This window comes from Streptomyces nodosus (assembly GCF_008704995.1).
Lineage (GTDB): Bacteria > Actinomycetota > Actinomycetes > Streptomycetales > Streptomycetaceae > Streptomyces > Streptomyces nodosus.
In genome coordinates this window covers 1,336,221-1,359,918 of the sequence record NZ_CP023747.1, presented here as the reverse complement: position 1 = coordinate 1,359,918, position 23,698 = coordinate 1,336,221, and the positions used below count along the sequence as shown (strand labels likewise).

The window sequence follows — 23,698 nt, the reverse complement described above, 5'->3', positions numbered from 1 at the left end:
GGGCTACGGCTTGTTACCACCCTCTGACCAGGTGCTTCACCAACCGTAACCGACCGGGCGCCCGTACGGCCCCTGGCGCGTCTGCCGCACGCGCCCACTGAATGCCGGGTATGCCGACCCCGTACCTCAGGTCCGGGAGCCGGCCGGCGGCGCGCCGGCCTTGCTCATCACCGGCGACCGGGTGCTCTCCGGCGAGGCGTCCTCGGCGTCGGTCGCGGTGTCGCGGCCGGGCAGCACATGGACGGCATCGGCGTGCTGGGCGAGGGCCTGGTCATGGGTGATCAGGATCGTGGTGCGTCCGGCCATCAGCCGGCGCAGCGGGTCGAAGACGTTCCGTGCCGCCCGGGCATCGAGTCCGGCGGTCGGTTCGTCGAGTATGAGGACCGGGGTCGCCCGCAGGAAGGCCCGGGCGATGGCGATCCGACGGCTCTGTCCTCCGGAGAGCTGAAGCCCGTTCTCACCGATGACGGTCTCGTACCCGTCCGGGAGCGCGGTGATGAACTGGTGGGCGTCGGCCTGCTCGGCCGCCTGGACGATCTCCGCCATGGTGGCCTTCGGGCGGCCGTAGGCGATGTTGTCGCGGACCGTCGCGTGGAAGAGCTGCGTCTGCTGGGACAGAAGGGTCACGGACTGCCGGACCGAGGCCGCGGTGACGTCACGGATGTCGGTGCCGTCGAGACGGAGCGTCCCGGCGGTCGGGTCCATGAACCGCACCATCAGCTTGGCCAGCGTCGACTTGCCCGAGCCGCTCGGGCCCATCACCGCGAGGACCTCACCGGGTGCCACCGCGAACGTCACCCCGCTCAGCACCGTCCGGCCGGGCCGGTTGGGATAGGCCGCGCCGAGGTCCTCGCATTCGACGAGGCCCCGCACCTCGGTGAGGTCCCTCGCGCCCGGCCGGTCACGGACCGGGGACCGCATCCCGAGCAGCTCGATGACACGCTCCGCACCGGCGCTCGCGGCGCCGAGCTCGGTCACCAGACCGGAGAGCTGGTGAATCGGGCCGAAGAGCTGTGCCATGAAGGCGGCGAAGGCGAGAAGGCCGCCCAACGTCAGTGCGTTCCGGGTGAGTTCGTAGGCGCCCAGCCCGATGACCGCGAGGCCGCCCATGACCTCGACGACGTTCAGCAGGGCTGGGTACAGATACGCGACCCGGGCCGTGTGGAGTTCGGCGCGCACCAGCTCCTCGCCCTCGCGGCGGACCCGGGCGACCTCCCGGGCCTGCTGGTTGTAGGCGTGGGTCAGGGAGGAGTTGGCCAGACTCTCCTCGACCACGGCGGTGAGACTGCCCTCCCGGCGGCGCACCTCCCGGGACAGCGTCTGGATCCGATTGCTGAACAGGCGGGCGGCGACGGCGAAGACCGGCGCCGCGGCGAACGCCATCAGCGCGAGCGGCCAGCTCAGATAGAAGGCCGCCGCGGTGAAGAACACCAGCGAGATGGTGGCCGAGGCCGCCTCGATGACGCCGGAGGCGACCAGATGCTCGATCGCCGCGATGTCGGATGTCAGACGGGCCATCACATCGCCGTGTCTGCGGGCGCGCAGCGCGTCGGGCGGGATGGTGTGCAGATGCGCGACGACAGAGGTGCGCAGGCGCTGCAGAAAGCGCTCCGCGACCCAGGTCGCCGTGTATCCGCCCGCGAAGGCGATCAGCGCGGCGACCAGGGCCATCCCCACGATGAGCCCGGCCAGCGGCCAGAACGCCGCGAAGTGCCGCGGCGCCAGCACTTCGTCGATCAGGTTCTTGAAGAGCCACACCGATGCGACTTCGCCGGCCGTGCCGATGATCAGCAGAAAACCGGCGAACAGCAGCCAGCGCGCGTCGGGGCGCACCCAGGGCCAGAAACGGCGGATGGCCGCGGCAGGCGTCACGACAGGCGCCAGCGCCACGGACGAGGTCTCTACGGACAAGCGGTCCGATGCGTACACCTGACAGTCACCTTTGCATGCGGGGGCCGGGTCACGATTCGATCAACGGGGGCCGGCAGATGCCGGCCCCCGCGATGAGGATCCTTAGGAGGTCAGCCGATCAGTAGCCGCCGCCGCCGAAGCCGCTGCCGCCGCCGAAGCCGCCGCCGCCGAAGCCGCCACGACCGCCGCCGAAGCCGCCACGACCACGGCCGCCGAAGCCGCCGAAGCCGAAGCTCACGAAGTGGTAGAAGCGGCGGTAGTGGCCACCGCCACCACGGGAGTAGCCCTCGTTGGAGCGGTCGGTGGTGCCAAGTCCGTTGCCGGAGCCTGCGATAGCGCTCATGATGTTTTTTCCTCTTCCTTCTGTGACTCGGAGTGCCGAGCGGGCGAGGTTCCCGTAGGACACCTCCGCACCGGCACAGGGACCCCTTCATGCAGGGTGGACAGGATCACGACCTGCGTCTGCAATCCGGGTAGATATGGGCAATCCGTGCGGATCGCTTCATCTGTTCCGAAAGTACACATACATCTCCGGCGGGGGCGCGTCGGACTTCTGCGCGGACCCCGGGCTGCCGCTCGGCGAACCCGCCCCGATACGGACGACGGGGCCCCGCCCCCGGTGAGGGCGACACCGCCCGCCGGACGGTCGCCGAGACCCGCCGCCCGGCTCGCCCTCTTCACTTCGCTGAGCCTGAGGAGGAGTCAACCGGCATGAGAGACAAGTGATCTGATGCCTCGTCAGCAGAGTGGACGGATCGATGTCACCTGAGCGTCGCAGCAGGGTGTCCGGCGATCCCCGTGCGGCCGGGTGCCTGCCTCGCGAGCACAGTGGCCAAGATCATCGGCCTCCGGCGCGACTTACTGCATTGGGGTGGGGCGCCGAGCGCGATCGGAGAGCCTCCTTGATTCAGGCGGCTTCCGGGCCCTCTGATCAGTTGCGCACTGGTGATCGATTTCAGTGTCAGCCGAGGCACCGTCAGGTGCCGGCGGCTCGGCGTCCTGCCGGAGTTCACGCCCCTCGGCATCCGCCGTTCGGCCCACATGCTCGGGTACGGCGGCCAGTTCTCCACCGAGCCGCGCCCGGGCCGAGTGCGCTTCGGTGGCTGCCGCGGCACCGGGGACGACTAGGCGATCTCGAGGACCTCGGACACGGGTCGACGCGGCGTCGGGTGGCCCTCGGGTCCGTAGCCCAGGCGGATGACCATCTGCACATGGCCCATGGCCGACGTCGGGTCACGTACCGCCCAGCGGAGTTCGGGCCATTCGAGGGCCTGTGAGGTCAGGGAGGTGACGAGGCCGTCCGCGGTGGCCTGGAGGAGCACCCGCTCCAGCGCCTGGCCCGCCCGGAGCCAGTCCACCCGCCGGTCCTCGGCCGTGCCGAGCAGAGCGATATGGGGGTTCTTCTCGAACGGGGCCCAGCCGCGTCCGGGCACCGAGCGGCCGGCGGCGAAGTCCCGCACGGGGGAGTCGGCCCCCCACCGGCCGGGGCCGAACGCCTCCGCGGGGATCCCGTCGGAGGCCGGGGTCCCGCCGGCGGGCTCGGTACGGGCCCAGCGCGCCGTCTCGCCACGCACGCCCGGGTCCCGTGCCTCGCGGCCCTCCGCGTCCTGCACAAGATCCAGCACAGAGCGCACATGCCAGGCGTCGGGGAAGGCCAGATGCGCGTCTTCCCGGCGGGCCGCACCGCACAGGCCGTCCCGGAGCGCGTCCGGGATCTCCTCCTCCGAGAAGGGGAGACGGCTGGTGTGGCGCCGGCCGATCGCCGGGTGGAGAAGGGCGAGGTCGTCGTCGGCTTCCACGGTCCCGGTGAGATCCACCTCGGCCAGCAGCGCGGGGTCGGCGGGGTCGGGCAGCAGCCGGACGGCGGCCTCCCGGCCCGCCGCGGCGGCGGCCACCCGCAGATTGAACAGTGCGGCACCGCAGCCCAGATACAGATTCCGTCGGTCCGGATCGGTCTGCGGGAGCGCCCGGTCGAGGTCGGCGCGGAGCTGCAGCACGCCGCTCTCGCGCAGGAAGCGGAATCTCCAGGGCTGGACGTTGTGCTGCGACGGAGCCGCGGTGGCGTCCCCGACCAGGGCGGTGACGGCGGTGGTGTCCAGGGGCGGTGCGATCACGGGAAGCTCCCTTCGGGACGGCCCACGGTCTGCCTCGGCCGCCTCGTCGGGACGAGACGGTTGATCACTACCAGGCTGGAGGCGTGCGGCCGGGCGGGGGAAGGGCCGCCCGGACCTCCTTGGGGGCCGAACGGTCCGCCCGGGGTCAGAAGCCGAACGGTCCGCCTGGGGTCAGAAGAGGTCGTCGGGCCCGCCGGGACCCGTCACCCCGAGGTGCTCCGGACGGAACTGCCATTCGAGTTCCCCGCGCACCCGCGACGTCAGATCGTCCAGCGCCCGCGACAGCACCGGGAGCCAGGGCTCCGGGCGGTCGATTCTGCGGGCGCCCGCGGGAAGAGCGGCGACGTCATGGGCGCAGCGTGCCCGCGCGTACTCCCAGCGGTCGTGCGGACCGGTGCGCCGGCCGTCCCGCATGACCGTGCGCAGCAGCCGCTGCGCCGATCCCGGCGGGTCCTCCCCGCGCAGGGCGATGACATCGGGCCGGCCCGGCCGGCGGAAGACCTGTTTGCGGCCCGGGGTCGTCATCTTCGCCGACGACAGCTTCATGACCGGGCGGCCGTCGTACTCCACGAGTTTGTACGCCGCGTCCAGAGCGGGCGCGTCCGCGGCGACGCCCACCTTCGTCCCCACGGCGTACACATCGATCGGGGCCCCGCCGCGGACCAGCCCCGACACGGCGTACTCGTCGAGCCCGCCGCTCGCGACGATGCGTACGTCGGGCAGGCCGGCCGCGTCCAGCAGGGACCGCGCCCGCCGCGCCAGCTTCCCCAGATCGCCGCTGTCCAGACGGATGGCACAGCCCGGCCCCCGCCCGATCTCGCGCAGCACACGCGCGGCGGTCAGGACCCCTCGCTCGGTGTCGTAGGTGTCGACGAGGAAGGTGACCGGCCCGGGATGGGCGCGCGCGAAGGCACGGAACGCCTCCTCCTCACCGGGGAACGCCTCCACATAGGAGTGGGCCATGGTGCCCGAGGCCGGGATGCCCAGCAGCCCCGCCGCGGCCACATTGCTGGTGGCCGCGAAGCCCACCAGCGCCCCGACCCGCGCCGCCTGCCACCCCGCCCAGGGGCCGTGGCTGCGGCGCAGCGCGAAGTCCACCACGGGATGTCCGGCCGCCGCCAGGACACAGCGGGCCGCCTTGGACGCCACCGCCGTCTGGTGGCACAGCTGGTTGAGCAGACAGGTCTCCACGAGCTGGGCCTGCGGCAGCGGAGCGGTCACCTCCAGCAGCGGCTCACCGGCGAGGACCACATGGCCCTCCGGGACGGCGCGCACCTCGCCGTCGAAGGTCAGCCCCCGCAATGGCTCCAGGTCCTCGGGGGGCCGGTGCAGAGCCGCCGCGAAGTCCCGGACGTCCTCGTCCGTCACCCGGTAGCCGGCCAGCAGGTCCAGGGCCGGTTCCAGTCCCGCGGCGACCAGGAAACCCCGGCCGGGCGGCAGATCACGGACGAAGAGACTGAAGGTGGCCGGGGCCCGCATGCCCTCCCGCAGATACGTCAGGGCCATGGTCACTTCATACAGATCCGTGGTGGTGACATCGGACATGGCGACCGCCGCTGGTGGGCTGGGTGGGAGCCGGCGCCGAGGCGCGTCCTCGCCTCCGGTCCCGGCGAACCCTCGCGTGAGGACAGGGGCCGACCGGCCCTGCCGGTGCGGTCCTGCCCTTGTCATTCCCCCCGGGTCGTCACCGGACGCATGGTCCGATGTGCAGAGAAAAGGTGACGAAGGGGCCGAAGGGGACCCGGGTAGGGGCTGTTCGGCCTCAGCGGCGGCCCGGTGCGCGCGGTGCACTGGAGGTGTCCACAGAACCGCAGTCCTGGAGATACGGTCATGGCCACACTCACACGCAGGCAGAGGTTTCCGTTCCCGGAGATTCCCGAGTGGTTCGAGTCCTTCCCCGCACGCTTCACGATGCCCACGATGGGCGACCTGTCCGCGGTGCGGATCGAGGACTACACCGAGGGTGACCGGTACGTCATGCGGGCGGAGCTCTCCGGTGTCTCGCCCGAGGACATCGACGTCGTCATCAGCGAAGGCATGCTGACCATCAGGGCCGAGCGCACCGAACGCGACGTGGAGAAGAACCGGAGCGAGATCCGCTACGGCTCCCTGAGCCGCAGCGTGACCCTGCCGCCCGGAGCCAACGAGGACGATGTCCGGGCCGACTGCACCAACGGCATGCTCACCGTCAGCGTGGGCCTCGGACGGGGGAAGGAAGAGGCCAAGCACATCGAGGTCAAGCACGGCACCTGAGCCCGGCCGCCCACGGTCCCGGACGGACGCCGGCCGACGACGCCCGTCCGGGCCATCGGCGCGCGCGTCGTCCGGGCCCACCGGCCGGCGCGCCGGTGAGCACCACCCGTGCGCGGTCCGCGTGTCCGGAACGGGACCCGCCTCCCGGCGTCGGCGCCCCCGGCCGCCTACGCTCGCCCCGTGCTCCGTATCGTCGACGCCCGCAGCGGCGAGCCCCTCGATGTCCGCCCGGGTCTGATCCGGGTCCACGCCCATGTGACCGGCTCCGGCCCCTCGGCCCTGCGGGTGCTGCTGGTGGCCGACGTACTGGCCCGGGCCCTGGAACTGGGCGGCACCCCCGTCAGCACGGTCGCCGCACTGCCCGCCGGACTGCGGGCACGGGCCGGAGAGCTCGGGATCCGGCCCCCGGAGCCGGACGCCCCGGGCGTCGGACGGGTCCTGCATGTCCTCGGCGCCGGGAGCGGCGCCCCCGAGGGAGTGCGGGTGGAGGTCGGCCCGGTCACCGGACCCGACGACCCCACCGCCCCGCCGTCGGCCCTGCGCCTGGCGCTGCTTGCCCGGCCCCGACGGCAGCCCGTGGAGCTCGGTCCGGCCGCCCTGACCGAGGCACAGGACACCCTCGGGCGCTGGCGCGGGGCGGTGGCCCACTGGGCGACACGGCCCTCCAGAGCCGTCCCCGAGCCGGTACGGGAGGCATTGCGCGCCGCCTGGGAGGACGATCTCGACGTCCCCGCCGTCCTGGAGGAACTGCGACGGGTGGAGAGCGCCGAGGACCTGCCGGACGGGGCGCGTTTCGAGACATACGCCTACGCCGACCGGCTGCTCGGACTGGAACTCACCCGTGAGATCGGAGCCGGGACATGAGCGCCGGTGCGGGCCCGCTGCACCGACTGGTGGTGCTGCGGCACGCCAAGTCCGCCTGGCCTCCCGGTGTCCCCGACCATGAACGGCCGCTCGCGCCCCGGGGCCGCCGGGACGCCCCGGCCGCGGGGCGCGCCCTCGCCGACAACGACTGTCTGCCGGACCTCGCCCTGTGCTCGACCGCCGTCCGCACCCGCCGGACCTGGGAGCTGGCCTCGGCCCAGTGGGGCACCCCGCCACCGGTGCGCCTCGAACCCCGGCTGTATGCGGCCGATGGCTCCGAGCTGCTCCAGGTCGTCCGCGAAGTGCCCACCCCGGTACGGACCTTGCTGCTGATCGGCCATGATCCGGGCCTGCCGGAGCTGATCCTCGGCCTTGCCGGGGACGGGCTCGACGACACCCTGGACCGCGTCCGGGTCAAGTTCCCCACCTCGGCGATCGCCGTCCTCGCCTGGCACGGCGCCACCTGGGACTCCCTCGCCCCTGGCGCGGCGCTGCTGACGGACGTCATCGTGCCGAGGGGCCGGAAGACCTAGCCCGCCCCCCTCCGGGCCCGCGTGCGGCGCCCGTGCGGGTGCCGCATAGGCTGGACCGATGCAGGACGAGTACCGCACAGTCGCCCGCGCGGGCGTGCATGAGACCGAGATCAACCGTTCGCGTTTTCTGTGCGCCCTCGCCCCGGCCGCCACCGAGCAGGAGGCCCAGGACTTCGTCGCCGCGGTCCGCAAGGAGTACGCCGACGCCACCCACAACTGCTACGCGTATGTCATCGGCGCGGACGCCGCGATCCAGAAGGCGAGCGACGACGGCGAACCGGGCGGCACCGCGGGTGTCCCCATGCTCCAGATGCTGATGCGCCGCGACATGCGGTACGTCGTCGCCGTCGTCACCCGCTACTACGGCGGGGTCAAGCTGGGGGCGGGCGGGCTGATCAGGGCGTACGGGGGAGCGGTGGGCGAGGCCCTGGACACGCTCGGCACGCTCACCCGCCGCCGCTTCCGGCTCGCCACGGTGACGGTCGACCACCAGCGCGCGGGCAAGGTGCAGAACGATCTGCGCTCGACCGGCCGCGAGGTGCGGGACGTCCGCTACGACGAGGCCGTCACCATCGAGATCGGGTTGCCGGACGCCGACGTGGAGGCCTTCCGGGCATGGCTCGCAGACGCCACCGCGGGCACGGCCGGATTCGAACTGGGCGGAGAGGCGTACGGGGACGCCTGAGCGCCCGGGCGACATCCGGTGGACGGCCGCCCGCTCCGGCCCGTCCTGCTCCTACGGCACTCGGTACGTCTCGCCGGAGACCTTCCACACCAGGGGCGTCGCGAGTTTCAGATTGCCGTCGTACAGCCACTGCCGCTGGGCCGTGTCGATGCGGGTCGTGTCCCGGTCCGCCTTCTTCGTCACCATCGCCTCGCGCCGGATGTCGAGGAATATGTCCAGATAGGTCTTCTCGTCGCCGCCCCCGGACGGGGTGTCCGCCTCCTTCAGGGCGCGTTCGCGCAGCCCGTAGAAGCCGTTCGGACCGGTGTCGGGGCCGTGGTGGACCATCGCGTCGTAGTAGATGAACTGGCCGAGGGTGCCGAGGCCGTCGAGCTTGGCGAGACGGACCGCCGGGTCGAAGTAGACGCGGTCGCGCTCCTCCTCCTGCGCCTCGCGGAACGCCGGGACCTCCGCCTCGGCCTTCCATGCCGCCGGGAAACCGGGGTCCAGACCCTCGTGCGAGTCGGTGCCGTCCACGGTGCGCAGCGCGGGCAGATAGCGGGCCAGACCGTTGTCGGGGTGGTCCTTGGTGTACCGCTCGACCAGGACGAGCAGATCGTGGGTGCCGGTGCAGAAGCCGATGATGCCCGCGGTGTAGCCGTCGCCGTCGCCGGAGTCCTCGACGGTGCCGTAGGTGCTGCGCCAGTCGAGGGTGGAGTTCTCGGAGCTGGCCACGATCTGTTGCGCCAACTCCTTCTGGGCGGGGGCGGCGAGGCCCGGCGGCAGGTGGGCGATCGCCTTGTCGTCCGCGGCCCGCTCGGCGCGCGCCTTGGCTTCCTCACCGGACGCCCGGGAGACGGAGGTGGGCCGTTCGGTCCCCGAATCGTCCGACCGGGCGACGGTGAAGACATAGACCGCCGCCGTGGCGAGGACGGGAAGGGCCGCGAACAGGAGGCAACCGGCTCGTTTCATGCCACACAGGGTACGGCCGTGGCCAAACCTCCAGGGGCGGGTCTGCGTCCGGCTGCTCGTCGGCGGGGCGGGAGCCCGGGCGACGGCCGGGGCGTGGACGGTGGGAGGGAGAGGTCCCTGCGGGAGCAGATGACCGGAGGCGTTAGCGTGGTCGCTGCCGACGGGGTATCGGGCCTGTGCCGGGCCGGATCCGGATCCGGGACCGCGGCCAGGCGCATAGTAAGGGGGAGATATGCAGGGCGGAGCGGTTTCTTGAGAATTCTGCACACCTCCGATTGGCATCTGGGCCGGTCGTTCCACCGGGTGAACATGCTCGGCGCCCAGTCCGCGTTCATCGACCACCTGGTGGCGGTCGTGCGGGAGCGCGGCGTGCAGGCGGTGGTCGTGTCGGGCGATGTGTACGACCGGGCGGTGCCCGCGCTGGCCGCGGTGGAGCTGTTCGACGACGCCCTGCACCGCCTCGCCGACCTGGGCGTCCCCACGGTGATGATCTCCGGCAACCATGACTCGGCGCGCCGCCTGGGGGTGGGCGCGGGGCTCATCGGCCGCGCCGGCATCCATCTGCGCACCGCACCCACGGCCTGCGGGACCCCGGTCGTGCTGACCGACGCCCACGGCGAGGTGGCCTTCTACGGTCTGCCCTATCTCGAACCGGCCCTCGTCAAGGACGAGTTCGGGGTGGAGAAGGCGGGCCATGAGGCGGTGCTCGCGGCCGCCATGGACCGGGTCCGCGCCGATCTCGCCGGCCGTCCGCCGGGCACCCGCTCCGTGGTGCTCGCCCATGCGTTCGTCACCGGGGGTCGTCCCAGCGACAGCGAACGGGACATCACGGTAGGCGGGGTCGCCTCCGTGCCCGCCGGTGTCTTCGACGGGGCGGACTATGTGGCGCTGGGCCATCTGCACGGCAGCCAGACCCTCACCGAGCGCGTGCGGTACTCCGGTTCTCCGCTGCCGTACTCCTTCTCTGAGGCGGCCCACCGCAAGAGCATGTGGCTCCTCGACCTGGGCGGCGACGGCTCGGTCACCGCGGAACGCGTCGACTGCCCGGTGCCCCGGCCCCTCGCCCGCATCCGGGGGCGGCTGGAGGAACTGCTCGTGGACCCCGCGCTGATGCGGCACGAGGAGGCATGGGTGGAGGCCACCCTCACCGACCCAGTGCGCCCGGCCGAACCCATGGCCCGGCTCACCGAACGCTTCCCGCACACCCTCAGCCTCGTCTTCGACCCCGAGCGCGCCCCGGAGGCGTCCGGCATGTCCTATGCGCGGCGGCTGGCGGGCCGCTCCGACCGGCAGATCGCGGAGGACTTCGTGGCCCATGTGCGCGGCACGGGACCCGACGACCGGGAACGGACCGTGCTCCAGGACGCCTTCGACGCCGTACGCGCCGACGAGGCGGTCCGGGAGGTCGCCCGGTGATCCCACATGTCCGGGAGGGGGAGGGAACACGATGAGGCTGCACCAACTCGACATCACCGCCTTCGGCCCCTTCGGCGACACCCAGCAGGTCGACTTCGACGAACTGTCCGCCGCCGGGCTGTTCCTGCTGCACGGGCCGACGGGAGCCGGCAAGACATCCGTCCTGGACGCCGTGTGCTACGCGCTGTACGGGGCCGTGCCCGGCGCCCGGCAGAGCGGTCAGGGCCAGAGCCTGCGCAGCGACCACGCCGCACCCCGGATCCGCACCGAGGTCCGGCTCCGGCTCAGCGTCGCCGGACGCCGCCTTGAGATCACCCGGCAGCCGCCGTGGCAGCGCCCCAAGAAGAACGGGCGGCCGGGCACCACCGTCGACAAGGCACAGAGCTTCCTGCGCGAGTACGACGGCGCGACCGGCAGCTGGAAGGACCTCAGCCGCTCGCACCAGGAGATCGGCGAGGAGATCACCCAGCTGCTCGGCATGAGCCGTGAGCAGTTCTGCCAGGTGGTACTGCTGCCGCAGGGCGACTTCGCCCGCTTTCTGCGCGCCGACGCCGAGGCCCGCGGCAAGCTGCTGGGCCGGCTCTTCGACACCCAGCGCTTCGCCGAGGCCGAGAAGCGCCTCGCCGAGCGGCGCCGGGCCACCGAGGCCCAGGTGCGCGAGGGGGACGCCGAGTTGCTGGCCGACGCCCACCGGATGCAGCAGGCGGCCGGGGACGGGCCGCCGCCCCTGCCGGAGCTCGCCCCCGGCGACCCCGGGCTCGCCGAGTCCGTGCTGACCTGGGCGGCCGTCGCCCGCAGCACGGCCCGAGAACGGCTCACCGTCGCGCACTGTGCGCGCACCGCCGCCGGGTCGGCACGCACCACCGCCGAGCGCCGGCTCGACGAGGTACGCGAACGGGCCCGGCTCCAGCGCAGGTTCACCGAGGCCCGGGAGCGGGCGGCGTTGCTCCAGGAGCGGGCCGGGGCCCACCGGGAGGCGCAGGCGCGGATGGAGCGCGCCCGCAAGGCCGAGACCGTCGCGCCCGCCCTCGAACTGCGCGCGTCCGCCGAGGCCGAGCACCGGAGCGCCGCCACCGCCGAGGCCCGCGCGCGGACCCGGCTTCCGGAGGCCTGCGCGGACGCCGGGGCCGCCGGGCTGGCGGTCGCCGCGCGCCGGGCCGCCGAGGAGCTCGGCGGCCTGAAGTCGGCCCGCCGCGCCGAGCGGCGACTGGCCGAACTCACCGCGGAGCGGACCGGCCTGGACCGCGAGGAGCGTGCCGACGACGCGGTCCGCCGGGACGCCGAGGACTGGCTCGCCGCCTGGGAGGAGACCCGGGCGGACCTCCAGGGCCGGATCGACGCCGCGCAGCAGGACGCCGGCCGGGCCGAGCAGTTCGCGGCCCGGCGCGAGCCCGCGCACCAGCGGCTGGAGGCGGCGCACCGGCGCGACGACCTCGCCCGGGACACCGAGGCCGCCCGGGAGCGCGCCCTCGCCTCCCGGGACCGTGCGACGACCGCCCGGGAACACTGGCTGGACCTCAAGGAACAACGCCTGAAGGGCATCGCCGCGGAGCTCGCCGCCGGGCTCGCCGACGGGGAACCCTGCGCCGTCTGCGGCGCCGTCGAACACCCCGCGCCCGCACGCAAGGTCGCCGGGCACGTCGACCGGGAGACCGAGGAACGGGCGCTGGCCACCCATCGGGAGGCCGAACAGGAGCACACCGAGGACGAACGGACGCTCGGCCGGCTGCGCGAGGCACTGGCCGCCGCCACCGCCGCGGCGGGTGACACCCCGACCGGGCAACTGGCCGAGGAAGCCCAGGAGCTGGACCGTCTCCACCGCGCGGCACGGGAGGGCGCCGGACGACTGCACGCCGCACAGGAGGAGCTGAGAGCGGCCGAGCAGGAGCGGGAGCGGCGGGTCGCGGCCCGGCAGCAGGCGGCCCTGCGCACGGCGGCCCGGGTCTCAGGACGGGACGCTCTGGACCGCGAACGCACGGCCGCCGAAGCGGAGTTGACCCGCTCCCTGGACGGCTTCCCGAGCGTCTCCGAGCGCGCGGCGCACCTGGAGCGGCGGGCCGCGCTGCTCACCGGGGCCGCCGAGGCCGCACGCGCCGCCGAGGACGCCGCCGGGCGGCTCAAGGACGCCGACGCACGCCTCGCCGACGCCGCCTTCCGCGCCGGGTTCGACACCCCGGAGGCCGTGGCCGCCGCCCTTCTGGACGACACGGCCCACCGGCAGCTGCAACGGCGACTTGACGCCTGGCAGCAGGAGGACGCCGCGGTGCGTGCGATGCTCGCCGAACCCGACACGGCCGCCGCCGCGCAGCAGCCGCCCGCCGACCCCGAAGGAGCGGAACGGGCCGCCGGGGCCGCCGCCCGCCGCCTCCAGGAGGCGGTCTCCGCCCACGACGCGGAGGCCCGCCGCTGCGCCGAGCTCGACCGGCTCTCCGCGCGCGCCACCGCCTCCGCACGGCGGCTGGCACCGCTGCGCGAGGAACACGACCGGGTGGCCCGGATGGCGTCACTCACGGCGGGCACCTCCGCCGACAACGACCGCCGGATGCGTCTGGAGTCGTATGTGCTGGCCGCCCGGCTGGAGCAGGTGGCGGCGGCCGCGACCGTACGACTGCAGCGGATGTCCGCGGGCCGCTACACCCTGGTCCACTCCGACGACCGATCCGGACGTGGCCGCAGCGGCCTGGGGCTGCATGTCGTCGACGCCTGGACCGGGCGCGAGCGGGACACCGCGACCCTCTCCGGCGGGGAGACCTTCTTCGCCTCCCTGGCGCTCGCCCTCGGCCTCGCCGATGTCGTCACCGACGAGGCGGGCGGGGTCCGTCTGGACACCCTCTTCATCGACGAGGGCTTCGGCAGCCTCGACGACCAGACCCTCGACGAGGTCCTCGATGTGCTCGACTCGCTGCGGGAACGGGACCGCAGCGTGGGCATCGTCAGCCATGTCGCCGACCTGCGACGGCGCGTCCACGCCCAGGTGGAGGTCGTGAAGGGCAGAACGGGGTCGCTGGTACGGCAGCGGGGAGCGGGCTGAGCGCCACGAGACCCGGCGGGCGCCGCTCCGGCTGGCGCGTCGCTGCGGCGGGGCGCACGCTGGTGGCGGCGGCCGAGAACGCGGAAGGGCAGCCGTGCGGTGTACCGGTCCGGCGGATGCTGCTCGTGGCGGGCAGCGAACTCGGGCGGATCGCCGCGGCTCAGCTCGCGATCCCGGGCGAAGCTGCCTCCATACGTCGAGCAGCGTGTGGACGCTGCTCCGGGTCGGGCACCGGCGGGCACCGTCGGGGACCGTCGGCAGTGCCGTCCGAGCCATGAGATCACCGTGAGGCGGGTCGGAGCGGCTGCTCACCTCGCGGTCGCCGGGCGAACGACCGCCGACACCGTGCTCCGCGGGGCGATCTGCTCCTTCCTCCCCCGGCATCGACGGTGCACGGCTCCGGGCGGTCGTGCCGACGGTCCGTGACGACGAGCGAAGGTGGTCTCGTGACTGGGGCAAGGAGCAGGGTGGCGCTGGTGACAGGGGCCGGCAGCGGAATCGGTGCGGCCACCGCGCGCCTTCTGGCCGCCCGGGGGATGCGCGTGGTGGTCAACTACCTCCGCAGCCGCGCGGCGGCCGAGGAGGTCGTGGCCGGCATCGAGGCCGCAGGCGGCCAGGCCATGGCCGTGCAGGCCGATGTGCGCGAGGCAGCGGCGGTCGAGAGCATGATCGAGCAGGTCCGGGCGGCATGGGGCGGCATCGACGTGCTCGTGCACAACGCGCTCACCCCCTATGCGATCAAGCCGTTCCAGGACATGACATGGGAGGAACTGGGCGGCAAGCTCGACGACGAGATGCGTGCGGCGTTCGCGGTCACCAAGGCCGTCCTGCCCGCCATGTCCGAACAGGGCTGGGGACGCGTCATCTATCTCGGCACCGGCCTCAGCCGCCGTCCCCGGGAGGGCATGATCGCACTGGGCACCGCCAAGGCCGCACTGGCGCAGTTCGCCCGGTACCTCGCCCAGGAACTGGGCCCGCGGGGCATCACGGTCAACGTCGTCGAGCCCGGTCCGGTGGAGGACACCCGCATGGCGCATGTGCTCGACGAAGAACTCAAGCAACGGCAAGTGGCCGCCACCCCTTTGGGCCGCCTGGCACACCCGGGCGACGTCGCCCAGGCGGTCGCCTTCTACGCCGGCGAGGCCAACGCTTTCATGACCGGTACCACGGCCGCGGTCAACGGTGGGATGTCCATGTACTGACGTCCACCCACGGGCGCACGGCGGTGACACGACCGAGGGAAACGCTCATGTACACGCTCGATCTCGCCTACGTCGGGCGGGGCCTGCACGAGGAACTGGTCGCCTACATCGCCGACCAGCACGGCTACTACGCCGACGAGGGCGTCCACGTCGCGCTGCACGACGGCTGCTCCTGGAACGAGGAGCGGCTGCGCAACGGCGCCACCATCGGGCTCGGCCGGGCACTGCTGTCCCGACTGGCCGACGGCATCCCCTGGGTCGCACTCCATGTCAACACCCACCGCCCGCTGTTCTGGTTCCTCGCCCGCCCCGGCCTGACCTCCCTGGCCGACCTGGCCGGCCGACGGCTGGCGGTCCACGCCCCCCGCACCGCACCCGGGTGCTTCGCCCGGATCGTGCTGCGCCGGGTCGGCCTCGACCCCGACCGCGACATCCACACCGTGGTCCGCCCGCCCGGCGACTACGGCATGGACCTGCGCCGACTGCACGAGGGCAGGATCGACGCCGCCCTGGTCGGCAGCACCGTGGCACCGGAGGCGATAGCCGCCGAGCGCGGCTGGCAGGTGCTGGCCTGGGTCGGCGACCACTTCCAGATCCCCACCGTGGGCATGGCCGTCGACCCCACCCGCGTCCACCCGGACGACCCCGCGGTCCAGGCCGCCGTACGAGCCCACCGGCGGGCCCTGCAAGTGATCCACGACGAACCCGACACCACGGTGCGGCACATCCAGACGTTCCTCGGCCGACACACCGCAGACGAAGCCCGAGTCCACTACGAGACGTTCATCGCACCGCATTTCACCACCACCGGCCAAGCCGACCTCACCGTCGGCGCCACCGCGATCACTGCGGTCGCCGCCGAACTCGGTGTCCCCGCCGGCCTCACCGCAGCCGAGTTCTGTCTCACGGTGTCCCGGTGATCCCGCGGTACGCACCCACACGGGCGGGACGCCGGCTCGATGCCGCTCGGTGAGGGGCGTGGGCAGTCTGCGCATGCCGTGGAAGACGGTGGTGCCGGGGTCTTCGAGCCGTCCGGCCGGGGTGGGTCCGCCGACGGGGCCGAAGACGCGCGTGCCGGCTGCGCGGGCGGTCCGCGCAGCCGGGCGGGCCGTCGGCACATGGGGCCGCCGCCGACGCCGAGGGCCGGGTCAGGGACGTCGTCCCTGACCCGGCCGTCTTCAGGTGGTCAGAGGCGGGACAGCTCGTCCACCAGGTCGTCCAGGCCGAGCGAGCCCTGGGAGAGCGCCGCCATGTGCCAGGCCTTGGCGTCGAACGCCTCGCCATGACGCTGCTTCGCGTTCTCCCGGCCCTGCAGCCAGGCGCGCTCGCCGAGCTTGTAGCCGATCGCCTGGCCGGGCATCGAGAGATAGCGGACCAGCTCGCTCTCCACGAAGTCCGCCGGCCGGCTGCTGTGGGAGCCGAAGAACTCCTGCGCCAGCTCCGGGGTCCAGCGCTCGCCCGGGTGGAACGGCGAGTCCTGCGGGATCTCCAGTTCCAGATGCATGCCGATGTCGATGATGACCCGCACCGCCCGCATCATCTGCGCGTCCAGATAGCCGAGCCGCCGTTCCGGATCGGTGAGGAAGCCCAGCTCGTCCATCAGGCGTTCCGCGTACAGGGCCCAGCCCTCGGCGTTGGCGCTGACGCCGCCCACCGTGGCCTGGTAGTGCGAGAGGTCGTCGGCCACATGGGCCCACTGGGCCAGCTGGAGGTGGTGGCCGGGCACGCCCTCGTGGTACCAGGTCGAGACCAGGTCGTACACCGGGAAACGGGTCTGCCCCATCGTCGGCAGCCAGGTCCGCCCCGGACGGGAGAAGTCGGCGGACGGCGCCGTGTAGTACGGAGCCGCGGCGCTGCCGGGCGGCGCGATGCAGGACTCCACCTTCCGCACCCGCTCGGCGAGTTCGAAGTGGGTGCCGTCCAGCGCCTCGATCGCCTCGTCCATCAGGTCCTGGAGCCAGACGCGGACCTCGTCGACGCCCTCGATGTGGGTGCCGTGCTCGTCGAGGTGCGCGAGCGCGACCCACGGGGTCGCCGCACCGGGAAGGACCTTCTCGGCCTCCGTCTTCATCTCGCCCAGCAGACGGTGGTACTCGGACCAGCCGTAGGCGTACGCCTCGTCCAGGTCCAGGTCCGTGCCGTTGAAGTAGCGCGCCCAGCGGGCGTAGCGCTCACGGCCGACCGTGTTCGGCGTGCCCTCGACGGTGGGCGCGTACACCTCGCGCAGCCAGTCCCGCAGCTCGACGACGGCCGCGGTCGCCGCGCGGGCGGCCTCGTCCAGCCCCGGGCGCAGCGAGTCGGGGCCCTTGGACGCGAACTCCTCGAACCAGCCGTGGCCCCGGCCGTCCGTGTCGGCCCACTCGGTGAGCTGCTCGACGAAGGTCGCGGTGGCACGCGGGCCCGCGTACAGCTTGCGCTCCAGACCGAGGGCGAGGGAGTCGCGGTAGCCGCGCAGGGCCGTCGGCACCGCGCGCAGCCGCTCGGTGATCGCCGCCCAGTCCTCCTCCGTCCCGGCGGGAGTGATGGTGAAGACCTCCCGCACGGAGTGGACGGAGGTGTGCATATTGCCCACCGTGCGCAGGCCCTCGTCGGCCTCGTGCACGGCGAGTTCGGCGGTGAGCCGCTCGCGCAGCAGACGTGCGCAGCGGCGTTCGATGTCGCTGTCGGCGCCGGGTCGGCGCTCCGCCTCGTCGAGCCGGGCGAGGGTCTCCCGCGCCAGCTCGGCGAGTGCCTCCTGACCCGCGGGCGAGGTGTCGGGCAGGCTGCTCGAACTCTCCTTCACACCGAGATAGGTGCCGGTGACCGGGTCGAGGGCGACGAGGGCGTCGACATAGGCGTCGGCGACCTCCCGTGGCAGAGGACTCTTGGTGGTGTCTGACATGCGGGCAATCCTGGTACGCGGACGGGGCCCGCGTCACGCCGTTTCGCGCTCGGCTCAGAGCCGCTCAGCGGTTTTCCGACGGGGCGTGCCCGGGTGGCAGCAGCGGACCGCAGTCCCACTGCTGGAAGATCAGCCGGGTCTCCACCCGGGCCACTTCGCGGCGCGCCGTGAACTCGTCCAGCACCAGCCGCTGGAGGTCCGCCATGTCGGCGACCGCGACATGCACCAGGTAGTCGTCGGGGCCGGTGAGGTGGAAGACCGTACGGGACTCGGGCAGCGCACGGATCCGTTCCACGAAGGGCCCCACCAACTCCCTGCGGTGCGGCCTGACCTGCACCGACAGCAGCGCCTCCAGACCACGGCCCAGCTTCGCCGGGTCGAGCCGCAGCTGATGGCCGAGAATCACACCCGAGCGGCGCAGCCTGGTCACCCGGTCCAGACAGGTCGAGGGCGCGACCCCCACTCGGGCGGCCAGATCCCGGTACGTGGTCCGGGCGTCGTTCTGCAACAGCCGCAGCAGATGCAGATCCACCGGGTCCAGTACGACGGATGCGGTCATCTGCCGAACGTAGCACGGGGAACGCCGCCGGACGCCCGGCCGGTGTTCAGTCTGCGGTCCATGGATTCCCGTACTCAGGGCGCGTACGACGCGCAGGACGGATGCGCGGGGGCCCCTGCCGCCCGCCGGGCACTGGCCACCGAGGCCGTGCACGCCGGACGCGAGGACCTCGTCGGACTGGGGCTGCACGCCCCGCCCCTCGACCTCTCCACCACCTACCCCTCCCCGGACAGCCGTGGCGAGGCCGCCCGGCTCGACGCCTTCGCCGCCGAGGGCGCCGAACTCATGGGACCGCCCGTCTACGGGCGGCTCGGCAACCCCACCGTCGCGCGTTTCGAGACCGCGCTCGCCCGGCTGGAGGGCACCGAGAGCGCGGTCGCCTTCGCCACCGGCATGGCCGCGCTGAGCGCCGTGCTGCTCGCACGGCATGCGCTCGGCCTGCGCCATGTCGTCGCCGTACGGCCGCTGTACGGATGCAGCGACCATCTGCTGACCGCCGGGCTGCTGGGCACCGAGGTGACCTGGACGGATCCGGCGGGCATCGAGGCGGCGCTGCGCCCCGACACCGGGCTCGTGATGGTCGAGTCCCCGGCCAACCCCACGCTCGCCGAAGTCGATCTGCGGGCGGTCGCCCATGCCTGCGGTTCGGTGCCGCTGCTGGTGGACAACACCTTCGCCACCCCCGTGCTGCAGCGCCCCGCCGAGCAGGGGGCGCGACTGGTGCTGCACAGCGCCACCAAGTATCTCGGCGGGCACGGCGATGTGATGGGCGGGGTGGTGGCCTGCGACGAGGAACTGGCGCGCCGGCTGCGCCAGGTGCGCTTCGCCACGGGCGGGGTCCTCCATCCCCTCGCCGGGTATCTGCTGCTGCGCGGTCTGGCGACGCTTCCGGTACGGGTCCGGGCCGCGTCCTCGACCGCCGCCGAGCTGGCCCGCCGGCTGGCCGCCGATCCTCGGGTGGCGCGTGTCCACTACCCGCGGACGGGCGGCGCCATGATCGCCTTCGAGGTGCACGGCGATCCGCACGCGGTGATCGCCGGGGTCCGTCTGATCACCCCCGCGGTCAGCCTCGGCAGTGTGGACACCCTCATCCAGCACCCGGCGTCCATCAGCCACCGCATCGTCGAGGAGACGGACCGCCGGGGCGCCGGGGTGAGCGACCGGCTGCTGCGGATGTCGGTGGGCCTGGAGGACGTCGAGGATCTGTGGACCGATCTGGACGGGGCGTTGGACGCCGAGCGGGGCGCGGGGCTGCCGGGCCGGGAGGAGGCCGCGGGGCGGATGACCGGGTGATCCGGTGCGGGCCCCGGGCGCCTGCCGCCCCGGCGACCGGCGGCTCGTCTCCGCCGCCCACGTCGGACGGTCCGGCAGGGTTCCGCCGGGCCGTCCGGCCATGGGGTGTCCGGCCATGGGGCGTCCCACCATGGGCCGTCCGGCCATGGGGCGTCCCACCATGGGCCGTCCGGCCACGGGGCGTACGGCCCGGCGGCGCGGGTCAGTCCCGCGTGTTCCGGGTGCCGTGGGGCTCCCGGGTGCGGCCGTACGGCAGGCGCGGATCCACCGGAGGCGCGTCGAGGCGGGCGCTGATCACCAGGGTGCCCTCCTCGACCTGGTAGTCCAGGGGCAGTCCGAGGCCGCGCATGGTGGCGACCATGCCGGTGTCGGACGCCTGGGTGACCGCGTACACGCTGGTGCTGCCCGCCTCGACCGCCATGGCCACCAGACGGCCGAGGAGTTCACCGCCGATGCCGCGCCGCTGCCACTCGTCCTCGACGAGCAGCGCGACCTCCGTCTCGTCACCGTCCCACAGCAGGTGCCCGAGGCCCACGACGCGGCCCGAGGCCGTCCGCGCCGCCAGGGTCCGGCCGAACCGGGCGCCGAGCAGATGGTCGAGATAGCGGTCCGCGTCGTCCACGGGCCCGTGGTAGCGCAGGCCCAGGGTGCGCGCCGAGCAGCGGGAGTGCATCTCCTTCGCGGCCTGGAGGTCGGAGGTGTCGGCCCGCCGTACGGTGATCGCAGGGCCCTCCGGGGGCCTCGGCACGGCCTGGCCGCCCGGGACCCGGGGGCCGAGCCGGGCGTCCAGCTCCACCAGCGCCCGCGCCCGCGCGAACTCCGCCGGTGTGAACGGAAGATACGGCCGCTCCACGACGATCACCCCGCCTTCCGGAGCCCGCAGTCGCATCGCCGTGCCCTCCAGCACCCCCTCGACCGGAGCGTCGCCCTCCGCCGTCCGGCCGGCGGACGGGGAGCCCGCGGGCAGCGAGCGGATGGTGCACCGGCCGAGCAACTGCCGCAGGGCGAGGGGAAGTTCCGCCGGGTCCAGCGCGGTGCGGATGGCCAGGCCCAGCACCCGGGCCGGGGCGTCCACCAGATCGTGCGCATCGGCCCGCTCGATCCAGGTCTCGGTGCCGCCGGCCGACGAGACGGCCCGGGTGATGGCGGTGCCCTCCAGCCGGGCCGGGGCCCGCAACAGGAACTCGTCGACCGTGCCCCGCGCCAGCGGGTGGGTCCCCAGGCTCAGGATGTCGATCCCCAGCCCGGCCAGTGCCGCGCACAGCCCGGCCAGCGAGCCCGGCTCGTCCCGCACGGTGGTCCGCATGTGCCACAGCGTGCTGCCCGCGTTCCCCGGGCCTGACTCCCGGGGCCCGGCCCGGGACCCCTCGGGGAGCGGCCGGGCGCCGGTATCGCGAGGGGGCGGTGCATGACCGTGGCGGCGTTCCCACCATGTGTGGAAACCGGCCGTCGCCAGCAGCGCCACCGCCGACAGCCCGAGCAGTGCGGGAACGTCGGGTCCGTCACCGGTCAGATCGGTCGCCGCATCGGCCACCGCGACCGCGGTGAACAGCGCGGCCAGTTCGATCACACCCCGCCGCCAGTGGCGTACCGGGCGGCCGTGTCTGGCGCGCGTCACATCGGATATGTGTGGAGTCATGCACCCACGGTGAAGGACGGGTGTTGCGTGATCACGAACGGCGTGTAACTGCACGGTAAACGGCGGATCCGCGCCTTTTGCCCCCTTGTTCTCTTTTGGTGGCTGTTTTCTTTCGATGGCCTTGTCCGCCCGGGTGTTTTCCGCGCGGGACCTCAGCGGCTGCCGTCCAGGATGACGCGGGCGACCAGTGCCGGGTCGTCGTTCATCGGGACATGCCCACAGCCGGGCAGTCGCACCAGCCGCGCCCTGGGGATGATCTGCTTGGCACGGACGCCCTGACGGCGCACCAGGATCCGGTCCCGGGTGCCCCATGCCACGGTGACCGGCAGTCCGGGCACGTCCTCGGTGAACCGGACGGTCGTTCCCGCCCGCAGCGTCTCGGTGAACCCCGCGGCGCGGGCCAGCGCCACGGTCTCGGCGACCACGGCCTCGGGCGAACGGCGGCCCGGATGGGCGTAGATGGTGCTGGTGAGCATCGTGCGCCCGGCCGCCGTGCGGGACATCCGCTCGACCACTGGCAGGGGCATCCTCCGTGCGGTGTTGCGCATGGCGAGCAGCACCGCGAACGCATACCGCCGCTCGGCCCCGGTCCAGAAACCGGCCGGCGACAGTGCGGTGACGGACCGTACGAGCTTCTCGCGGCCCAGCTCCAGGGCGATCAGACCACCCAGGGAGTTGCCCGCCACATGCGGGCGGTCGATCTCCAGGGCCTCGCAGAGGGAGCCCAGCGCGGGCACCACGGTCGACAGGTCATAGGGGAGCCCGTCCGGCAGGGCCGGGGACGCGCCGAAACCGGGGAGGTCGACCGCGATCACATCGCGTTCGGTGGCCAGGATGTCCACGACCGGGTCCCAGGCCTGCCGGTGGTGGCCGATGCCGTGCAGCAGCAGAAGCGGTTCGCCGGCGCCCGTGCGCTCGTAGGAGACGGTCACGGTCCGGGGGCCGTGCGATGAGGGGACGCTGAAGGAGACCGTGGCTGCCATGCTGCTGCTCCTCGTCTGGGGACACGCTGCGGTGAACGGTGATGGACGCTGTGTGGTAGACAGCTTGTCAGTAACCGCTACTCACGGGTAGCCCCCGGATGTCGTCAACCGTGCGCGTGTCATCGCCGTGCCAGGGGCCTCGCCGCGCGCCCGCGTCACCGTGCGTCTGCCGTCCGCGGGTCCTTCACGAACGCCGTGTGAACGCTGCGCGGTACGGCTTCTCCGCGGTCCCCGGGGGTTCGAGGATTGGTCTTGACCAAGGGTGGGGGCCGTTTTATCGTCGCAGAGAAGTGCAACAACCTTTCATAAACAAGGCGCTGAAACGCCGCCGGGTCACGGCGATTGCGGAGGACAGGGTGGGGACCACGCAGCTGGAATCGGTGCCGGAGCCGAAGTACTGGCATCTCAAGACCGTGCTCACGGAAGCACTCGACTCCGAGTTCTCCGTGGGCCAGGTGCTGCCGAACGAACGGGATCTCGCGGCCCGCTTCGGCGTCGCCCGGGCCACGCTCCGTCAGGCACTCGAACAGCTCGAACTGGAGGGCCGGCTGCAGCGCCGCCGAGGGGTGGGCACCACGGTCGCCCCGCCGCGCATGGGCGTGGCCGTCGACTCCGAGCAGTATGCCTGGCCGGGCGCGCCCGGCGATGCCTGGCAGCCCGTGGACTGCACCTCCGCGGTGCCGTCCGCGGCGGTGGCCGGGCTGCTGGGGATCGACCGGGACACCCGGGTGTTCACGGTGCGCCGCTCCCGTGTGACGCATGGGCAGCCCGTCGCCGCCGAGCTGCTCCACATCCCGGACGCCTCGGTGCCCGAGCTGTCGGCAATAGACGCACCCTCGGGGGCCGCTCGTGCGCGTGCCGTGCTGCGTGAGCTCCAGCGGCTGCCCATCGAGGGCCGGGAGCAGGCCGTCGAGCTGGGCTCGGCCGGCGCCGAGGACGCCAGGGAGCTCGACCGGCTGCCCGGATCGCCGGTCTTGGTCGTCACCACTCGCTTCTGCGCGGAGGGGCGCACCGCCGCCGTCTCCGTCGCCACCTACCGTGCCGACACCTGCCGTCTGACCTTCGGCGCCTCCGGCGGCGTCGAGATCCACCATGAGCCGGGGGCCCGCGCCTCCTGACCAGGCCTTTCGCGTGGGTCGCTGGGCCTGCCTGAACCTGCCTGGGCCGCCGGAGTTGCCTGGGCTGCTGGGCCTGCCTGGGCCGCTGGACTTGCCGGGTCCTGCTGGACCCCGTGCCCCCACAAGGTCCCGCCGGACCCCGTGGGGGCACGGGGGTGATCGGGCCGCGTCGCGGTCCATCGGCAAGCCCCGGAAGAACACCCGTCGCGCCCCGGACCGACTGGTCCGGGGCGCGGTGCGCATCCTGCCCGTTTCCGGTCACCCG

The 23,698-nt window shown here is 73.1% G+C and carries 19 protein-coding genes; 10 read left to right on the top strand and 9 right to left on the bottom strand.

Going from position 1 to position 23,698, the window contains the following annotated elements; translation table 11 throughout:
- Window positions 1-126: 126 nt before the first annotated feature.
- The 4 genes from CP978_RS06125 to CP978_RS06105 form a co-directional block, all read right to left on the bottom strand.
- Window positions 127-1,929, bottom strand: a complete 1,803-nt coding sequence (locus tag CP978_RS06125; RefSeq protein ID WP_052454041.1) for an ABC transporter ATP-binding protein — start codon at window positions 1,927-1,929, stop codon at window positions 127-129.
- 100 nt (window positions 1,930-2,029) lie between these two features.
- Complete coding sequence (locus CP978_RS06120; RefSeq protein WP_043438233.1) at window positions 2,030-2,254, bottom strand: hypothetical protein; 225 nt, start codon at window positions 2,252-2,254, stop codon at window positions 2,030-2,032.
- Between the two features lie 781 nt (window positions 2,255-3,035).
- Window positions 3,036-4,025, bottom strand: coding sequence for an Acg family FMN-binding oxidoreductase (locus CP978_RS06110; protein WP_043438231.1), 990 nt, complete (start codon window positions 4,023-4,025; stop codon window positions 3,036-3,038).
- A gap of 171 nt (window positions 4,026-4,196) precedes the next feature.
- A complete protein-coding gene (locus CP978_RS06105; RefSeq protein WP_052454040.1) occupies window positions 4,197-5,570 on the bottom strand; it encodes a nicotinate phosphoribosyltransferase in 1,374 nt (457 codons plus the stop codon).
- Window positions 5,571-5,855: 285 nt separating this feature from the next.
- On the opposite strand from CP978_RS06105, the gene CP978_RS06100 reads away from it, so the two are divergent.
- The 4 genes from CP978_RS06100 (at window position 5,856) to CP978_RS06085 (ending at window position 8,360) form a co-directional block, all read left to right on the top strand.
- The gene (locus CP978_RS06100) at window positions 5,856-6,278 is read left to right on the top strand and encodes an Hsp20/alpha crystallin family protein (protein ID WP_043438230.1); all 423 of its coding nucleotides are present in this window, start codon (window positions 5,856-5,858) and stop codon (window positions 6,276-6,278) included.
- A gap of 180 nt (window positions 6,279-6,458) precedes the next feature.
- Complete coding sequence (locus CP978_RS06095) at window positions 6,459-7,142, top strand: hypothetical protein (protein ID WP_043448235.1); 684 nt, start codon at window positions 6,459-6,461, stop codon at window positions 7,140-7,142.
- Complete coding sequence (locus CP978_RS06090; protein ID WP_043438229.1) at window positions 7,139-7,675, top strand: SixA phosphatase family protein; 537 nt, start codon at window positions 7,139-7,141, stop codon at window positions 7,673-7,675. The genes CP978_RS06095 and CP978_RS06090 overlap by 4 nt, the downstream gene beginning before the upstream one ends.
- Window positions 7,676-7,733: 58 nt before the next feature.
- On the top strand, window positions 7,734-8,360 hold the full coding sequence (locus tag CP978_RS06085; RefSeq protein ID WP_043438227.1) for a YigZ family protein: 627 nt from the start codon (window positions 7,734-7,736) through the stop codon (window positions 8,358-8,360).
- 51 nt (window positions 8,361-8,411) lie between these two features.
- On the opposite strand, the gene CP978_RS06080 is transcribed toward CP978_RS06085, so the two are convergent.
- Complete coding sequence (locus CP978_RS06080) at window positions 8,412-9,311, bottom strand: chitosanase (protein ID WP_043438225.1); 900 nt, start codon at window positions 9,309-9,311, stop codon at window positions 8,412-8,414.
- 252 nt (window positions 9,312-9,563) lie between these two features.
- Here CP978_RS06080 and CP978_RS06075 point away from each other — a divergent pair, with 252 nt between their 5' ends.
- The 4 genes from CP978_RS06075 to CP978_RS06060 all read left to right on the top strand — a co-directional run bounded on the left by CP978_RS06075 (window position 9,564) and on the right by CP978_RS06060 (window position 15,880).
- Window positions 9,564-10,727, top strand: coding sequence for an exonuclease SbcCD subunit D (locus tag CP978_RS06075; RefSeq protein ID WP_043438221.1), 1,164 nt, complete (start codon window positions 9,564-9,566; stop codon window positions 10,725-10,727).
- A gap of 31 nt (window positions 10,728-10,758) precedes the next feature.
- On the top strand, window positions 10,759-13,758 hold the full coding sequence (locus CP978_RS06070) for an AAA family ATPase (RefSeq protein WP_150478151.1): 3,000 nt from the start codon (window positions 10,759-10,761) through the stop codon (window positions 13,756-13,758).
- Between the two features lie 446 nt (window positions 13,759-14,204).
- Complete coding sequence (locus CP978_RS06065; protein WP_043438213.1) at window positions 14,205-14,960, top strand: SDR family NAD(P)-dependent oxidoreductase; 756 nt, start codon at window positions 14,205-14,207, stop codon at window positions 14,958-14,960.
- Between the two features lie 47 nt (window positions 14,961-15,007).
- Entirely contained in the window at window positions 15,008-15,880 is an 873-nt protein-coding gene (locus CP978_RS06060) for an ABC transporter substrate-binding protein (RefSeq protein WP_043438210.1), read from the top strand.
- Window positions 15,881-16,146: 266 nt separating this feature from the next.
- Here the strand turns inward: CP978_RS06060 and CP978_RS06055 are convergent, their stop codons facing one another.
- A complete protein-coding gene (locus tag CP978_RS06055) occupies window positions 16,147-17,841 on the bottom strand; it encodes a DUF885 domain-containing protein (RefSeq protein WP_043438207.1) in 1,695 nt (564 codons plus the stop codon).
- A 64-nt stretch (window positions 17,842-17,905) separates the two neighbouring features.
- Window positions 17,906-18,400, bottom strand: coding sequence for an Lrp/AsnC family transcriptional regulator (locus CP978_RS06050; protein WP_043438204.1), 495 nt, complete (start codon window positions 18,398-18,400; stop codon window positions 17,906-17,908).
- Between the two features lie 60 nt (window positions 18,401-18,460).
- Here CP978_RS06050 and CP978_RS06045 point away from each other — a divergent pair, with 60 nt between their 5' ends.
- The gene (locus tag CP978_RS06045) at window positions 18,461-19,693 is read left to right on the top strand and encodes a trans-sulfuration enzyme family protein (protein WP_079162494.1); all 1,233 of its coding nucleotides are present in this window, start codon (window positions 18,461-18,463) and stop codon (window positions 19,691-19,693) included.
- Window positions 19,694-19,895: 202 nt separating this feature from the next.
- On the opposite strand, the gene CP978_RS06035 is transcribed toward CP978_RS06045, so the two are convergent.
- Together CP978_RS06035 and CP978_RS06030 are read right to left on the bottom strand one after the other, a co-directional pair.
- Window positions 19,896-21,332 carry a GNAT family N-acetyltransferase gene (locus tag CP978_RS06035; protein WP_052454039.1) on the bottom strand — a complete coding sequence of 479 codons (1,437 nt, stop codon included), beginning with the start codon at window positions 21,330-21,332 and terminating at the stop codon, window positions 19,896-19,898.
- 152 nt (window positions 21,333-21,484) lie between these two features.
- On the bottom strand, window positions 21,485-22,315 hold the full coding sequence (locus CP978_RS06030; RefSeq protein ID WP_043438198.1) for an alpha/beta fold hydrolase: 831 nt from the start codon (window positions 22,313-22,315) through the stop codon (window positions 21,485-21,487).
- Window positions 22,316-22,671: 356 nt separating this feature from the next.
- Here CP978_RS06030 and CP978_RS06025 point away from each other — a divergent pair, with 356 nt between their 5' ends.
- Window positions 22,672-23,433, top strand: coding sequence for a GntR family transcriptional regulator (locus CP978_RS06025; protein WP_043438196.1), 762 nt, complete (start codon window positions 22,672-22,674; stop codon window positions 23,431-23,433).
- Window positions 23,434-23,698 lie beyond the last annotated feature (265 nt).

Coding starts and splice junctions, on each gene's coding strand:
- CP978_RS06120 (WP_043438233.1), bottom strand. CDS start 2,254: ATGAGCGCTATCGCAGGCTCCGGCAACGGACTTGGCACCACCGACCGC.
- CP978_RS06105 (WP_052454040.1), bottom strand. CDS start 5,570: ATGTCCGATGTCACCACCACGGATCTGTATGAAGTGACCATGGCCCTG.
- CP978_RS06100 (WP_043438230.1), top strand. CDS start 5,856: ATGGCCACACTCACACGCAGGCAGAGGTTTCCGTTCCCGGAGATTCCC.
- CP978_RS06090 (WP_043438229.1), top strand. CDS start 7,139: ATGAGCGCCGGTGCGGGCCCGCTGCACCGACTGGTGGTGCTGCGGCAC.
- CP978_RS06085 (WP_043438227.1), top strand. CDS start 7,734: ATGCAGGACGAGTACCGCACAGTCGCCCGCGCGGGCGTGCATGAGACC.
- CP978_RS06080 (WP_043438225.1), bottom strand. CDS start 9,311: ATGAAACGAGCCGGTTGCCTCCTGTTCGCGGCCCTTCCCGTCCTCGCC.
- CP978_RS06070 (WP_150478151.1), top strand. CDS start 10,759: ATGAGGCTGCACCAACTCGACATCACCGCCTTCGGCCCCTTCGGCGAC.
- CP978_RS06060 (WP_043438210.1), top strand. CDS start 15,008: ATGTACACGCTCGATCTCGCCTACGTCGGGCGGGGCCTGCACGAGGAA.
- CP978_RS06055 (WP_043438207.1), bottom strand. CDS start 17,841: ATGTCAGACACCACCAAGAGTCCTCTGCCACGGGAGGTCGCCGACGCC.
- CP978_RS06050 (WP_043438204.1), bottom strand. CDS start 18,400: ATGACCGCATCCGTCGTACTGGACCCGGTGGATCTGCATCTGCTGCGG.
- CP978_RS06045 (WP_079162494.1), top strand. CDS start 18,461: ATGGATTCCCGTACTCAGGGCGCGTACGACGCGCAGGACGGATGCGCG.
- CP978_RS06035 (WP_052454039.1), bottom strand. CDS start 21,332: ATGACTCCACACATATCCGATGTGACGCGCGCCAGACACGGCCGCCCG.
- CP978_RS06030 (WP_043438198.1), bottom strand. CDS start 22,315: ATGGCAGCCACGGTCTCCTTCAGCGTCCCCTCATCGCACGGCCCCCGG.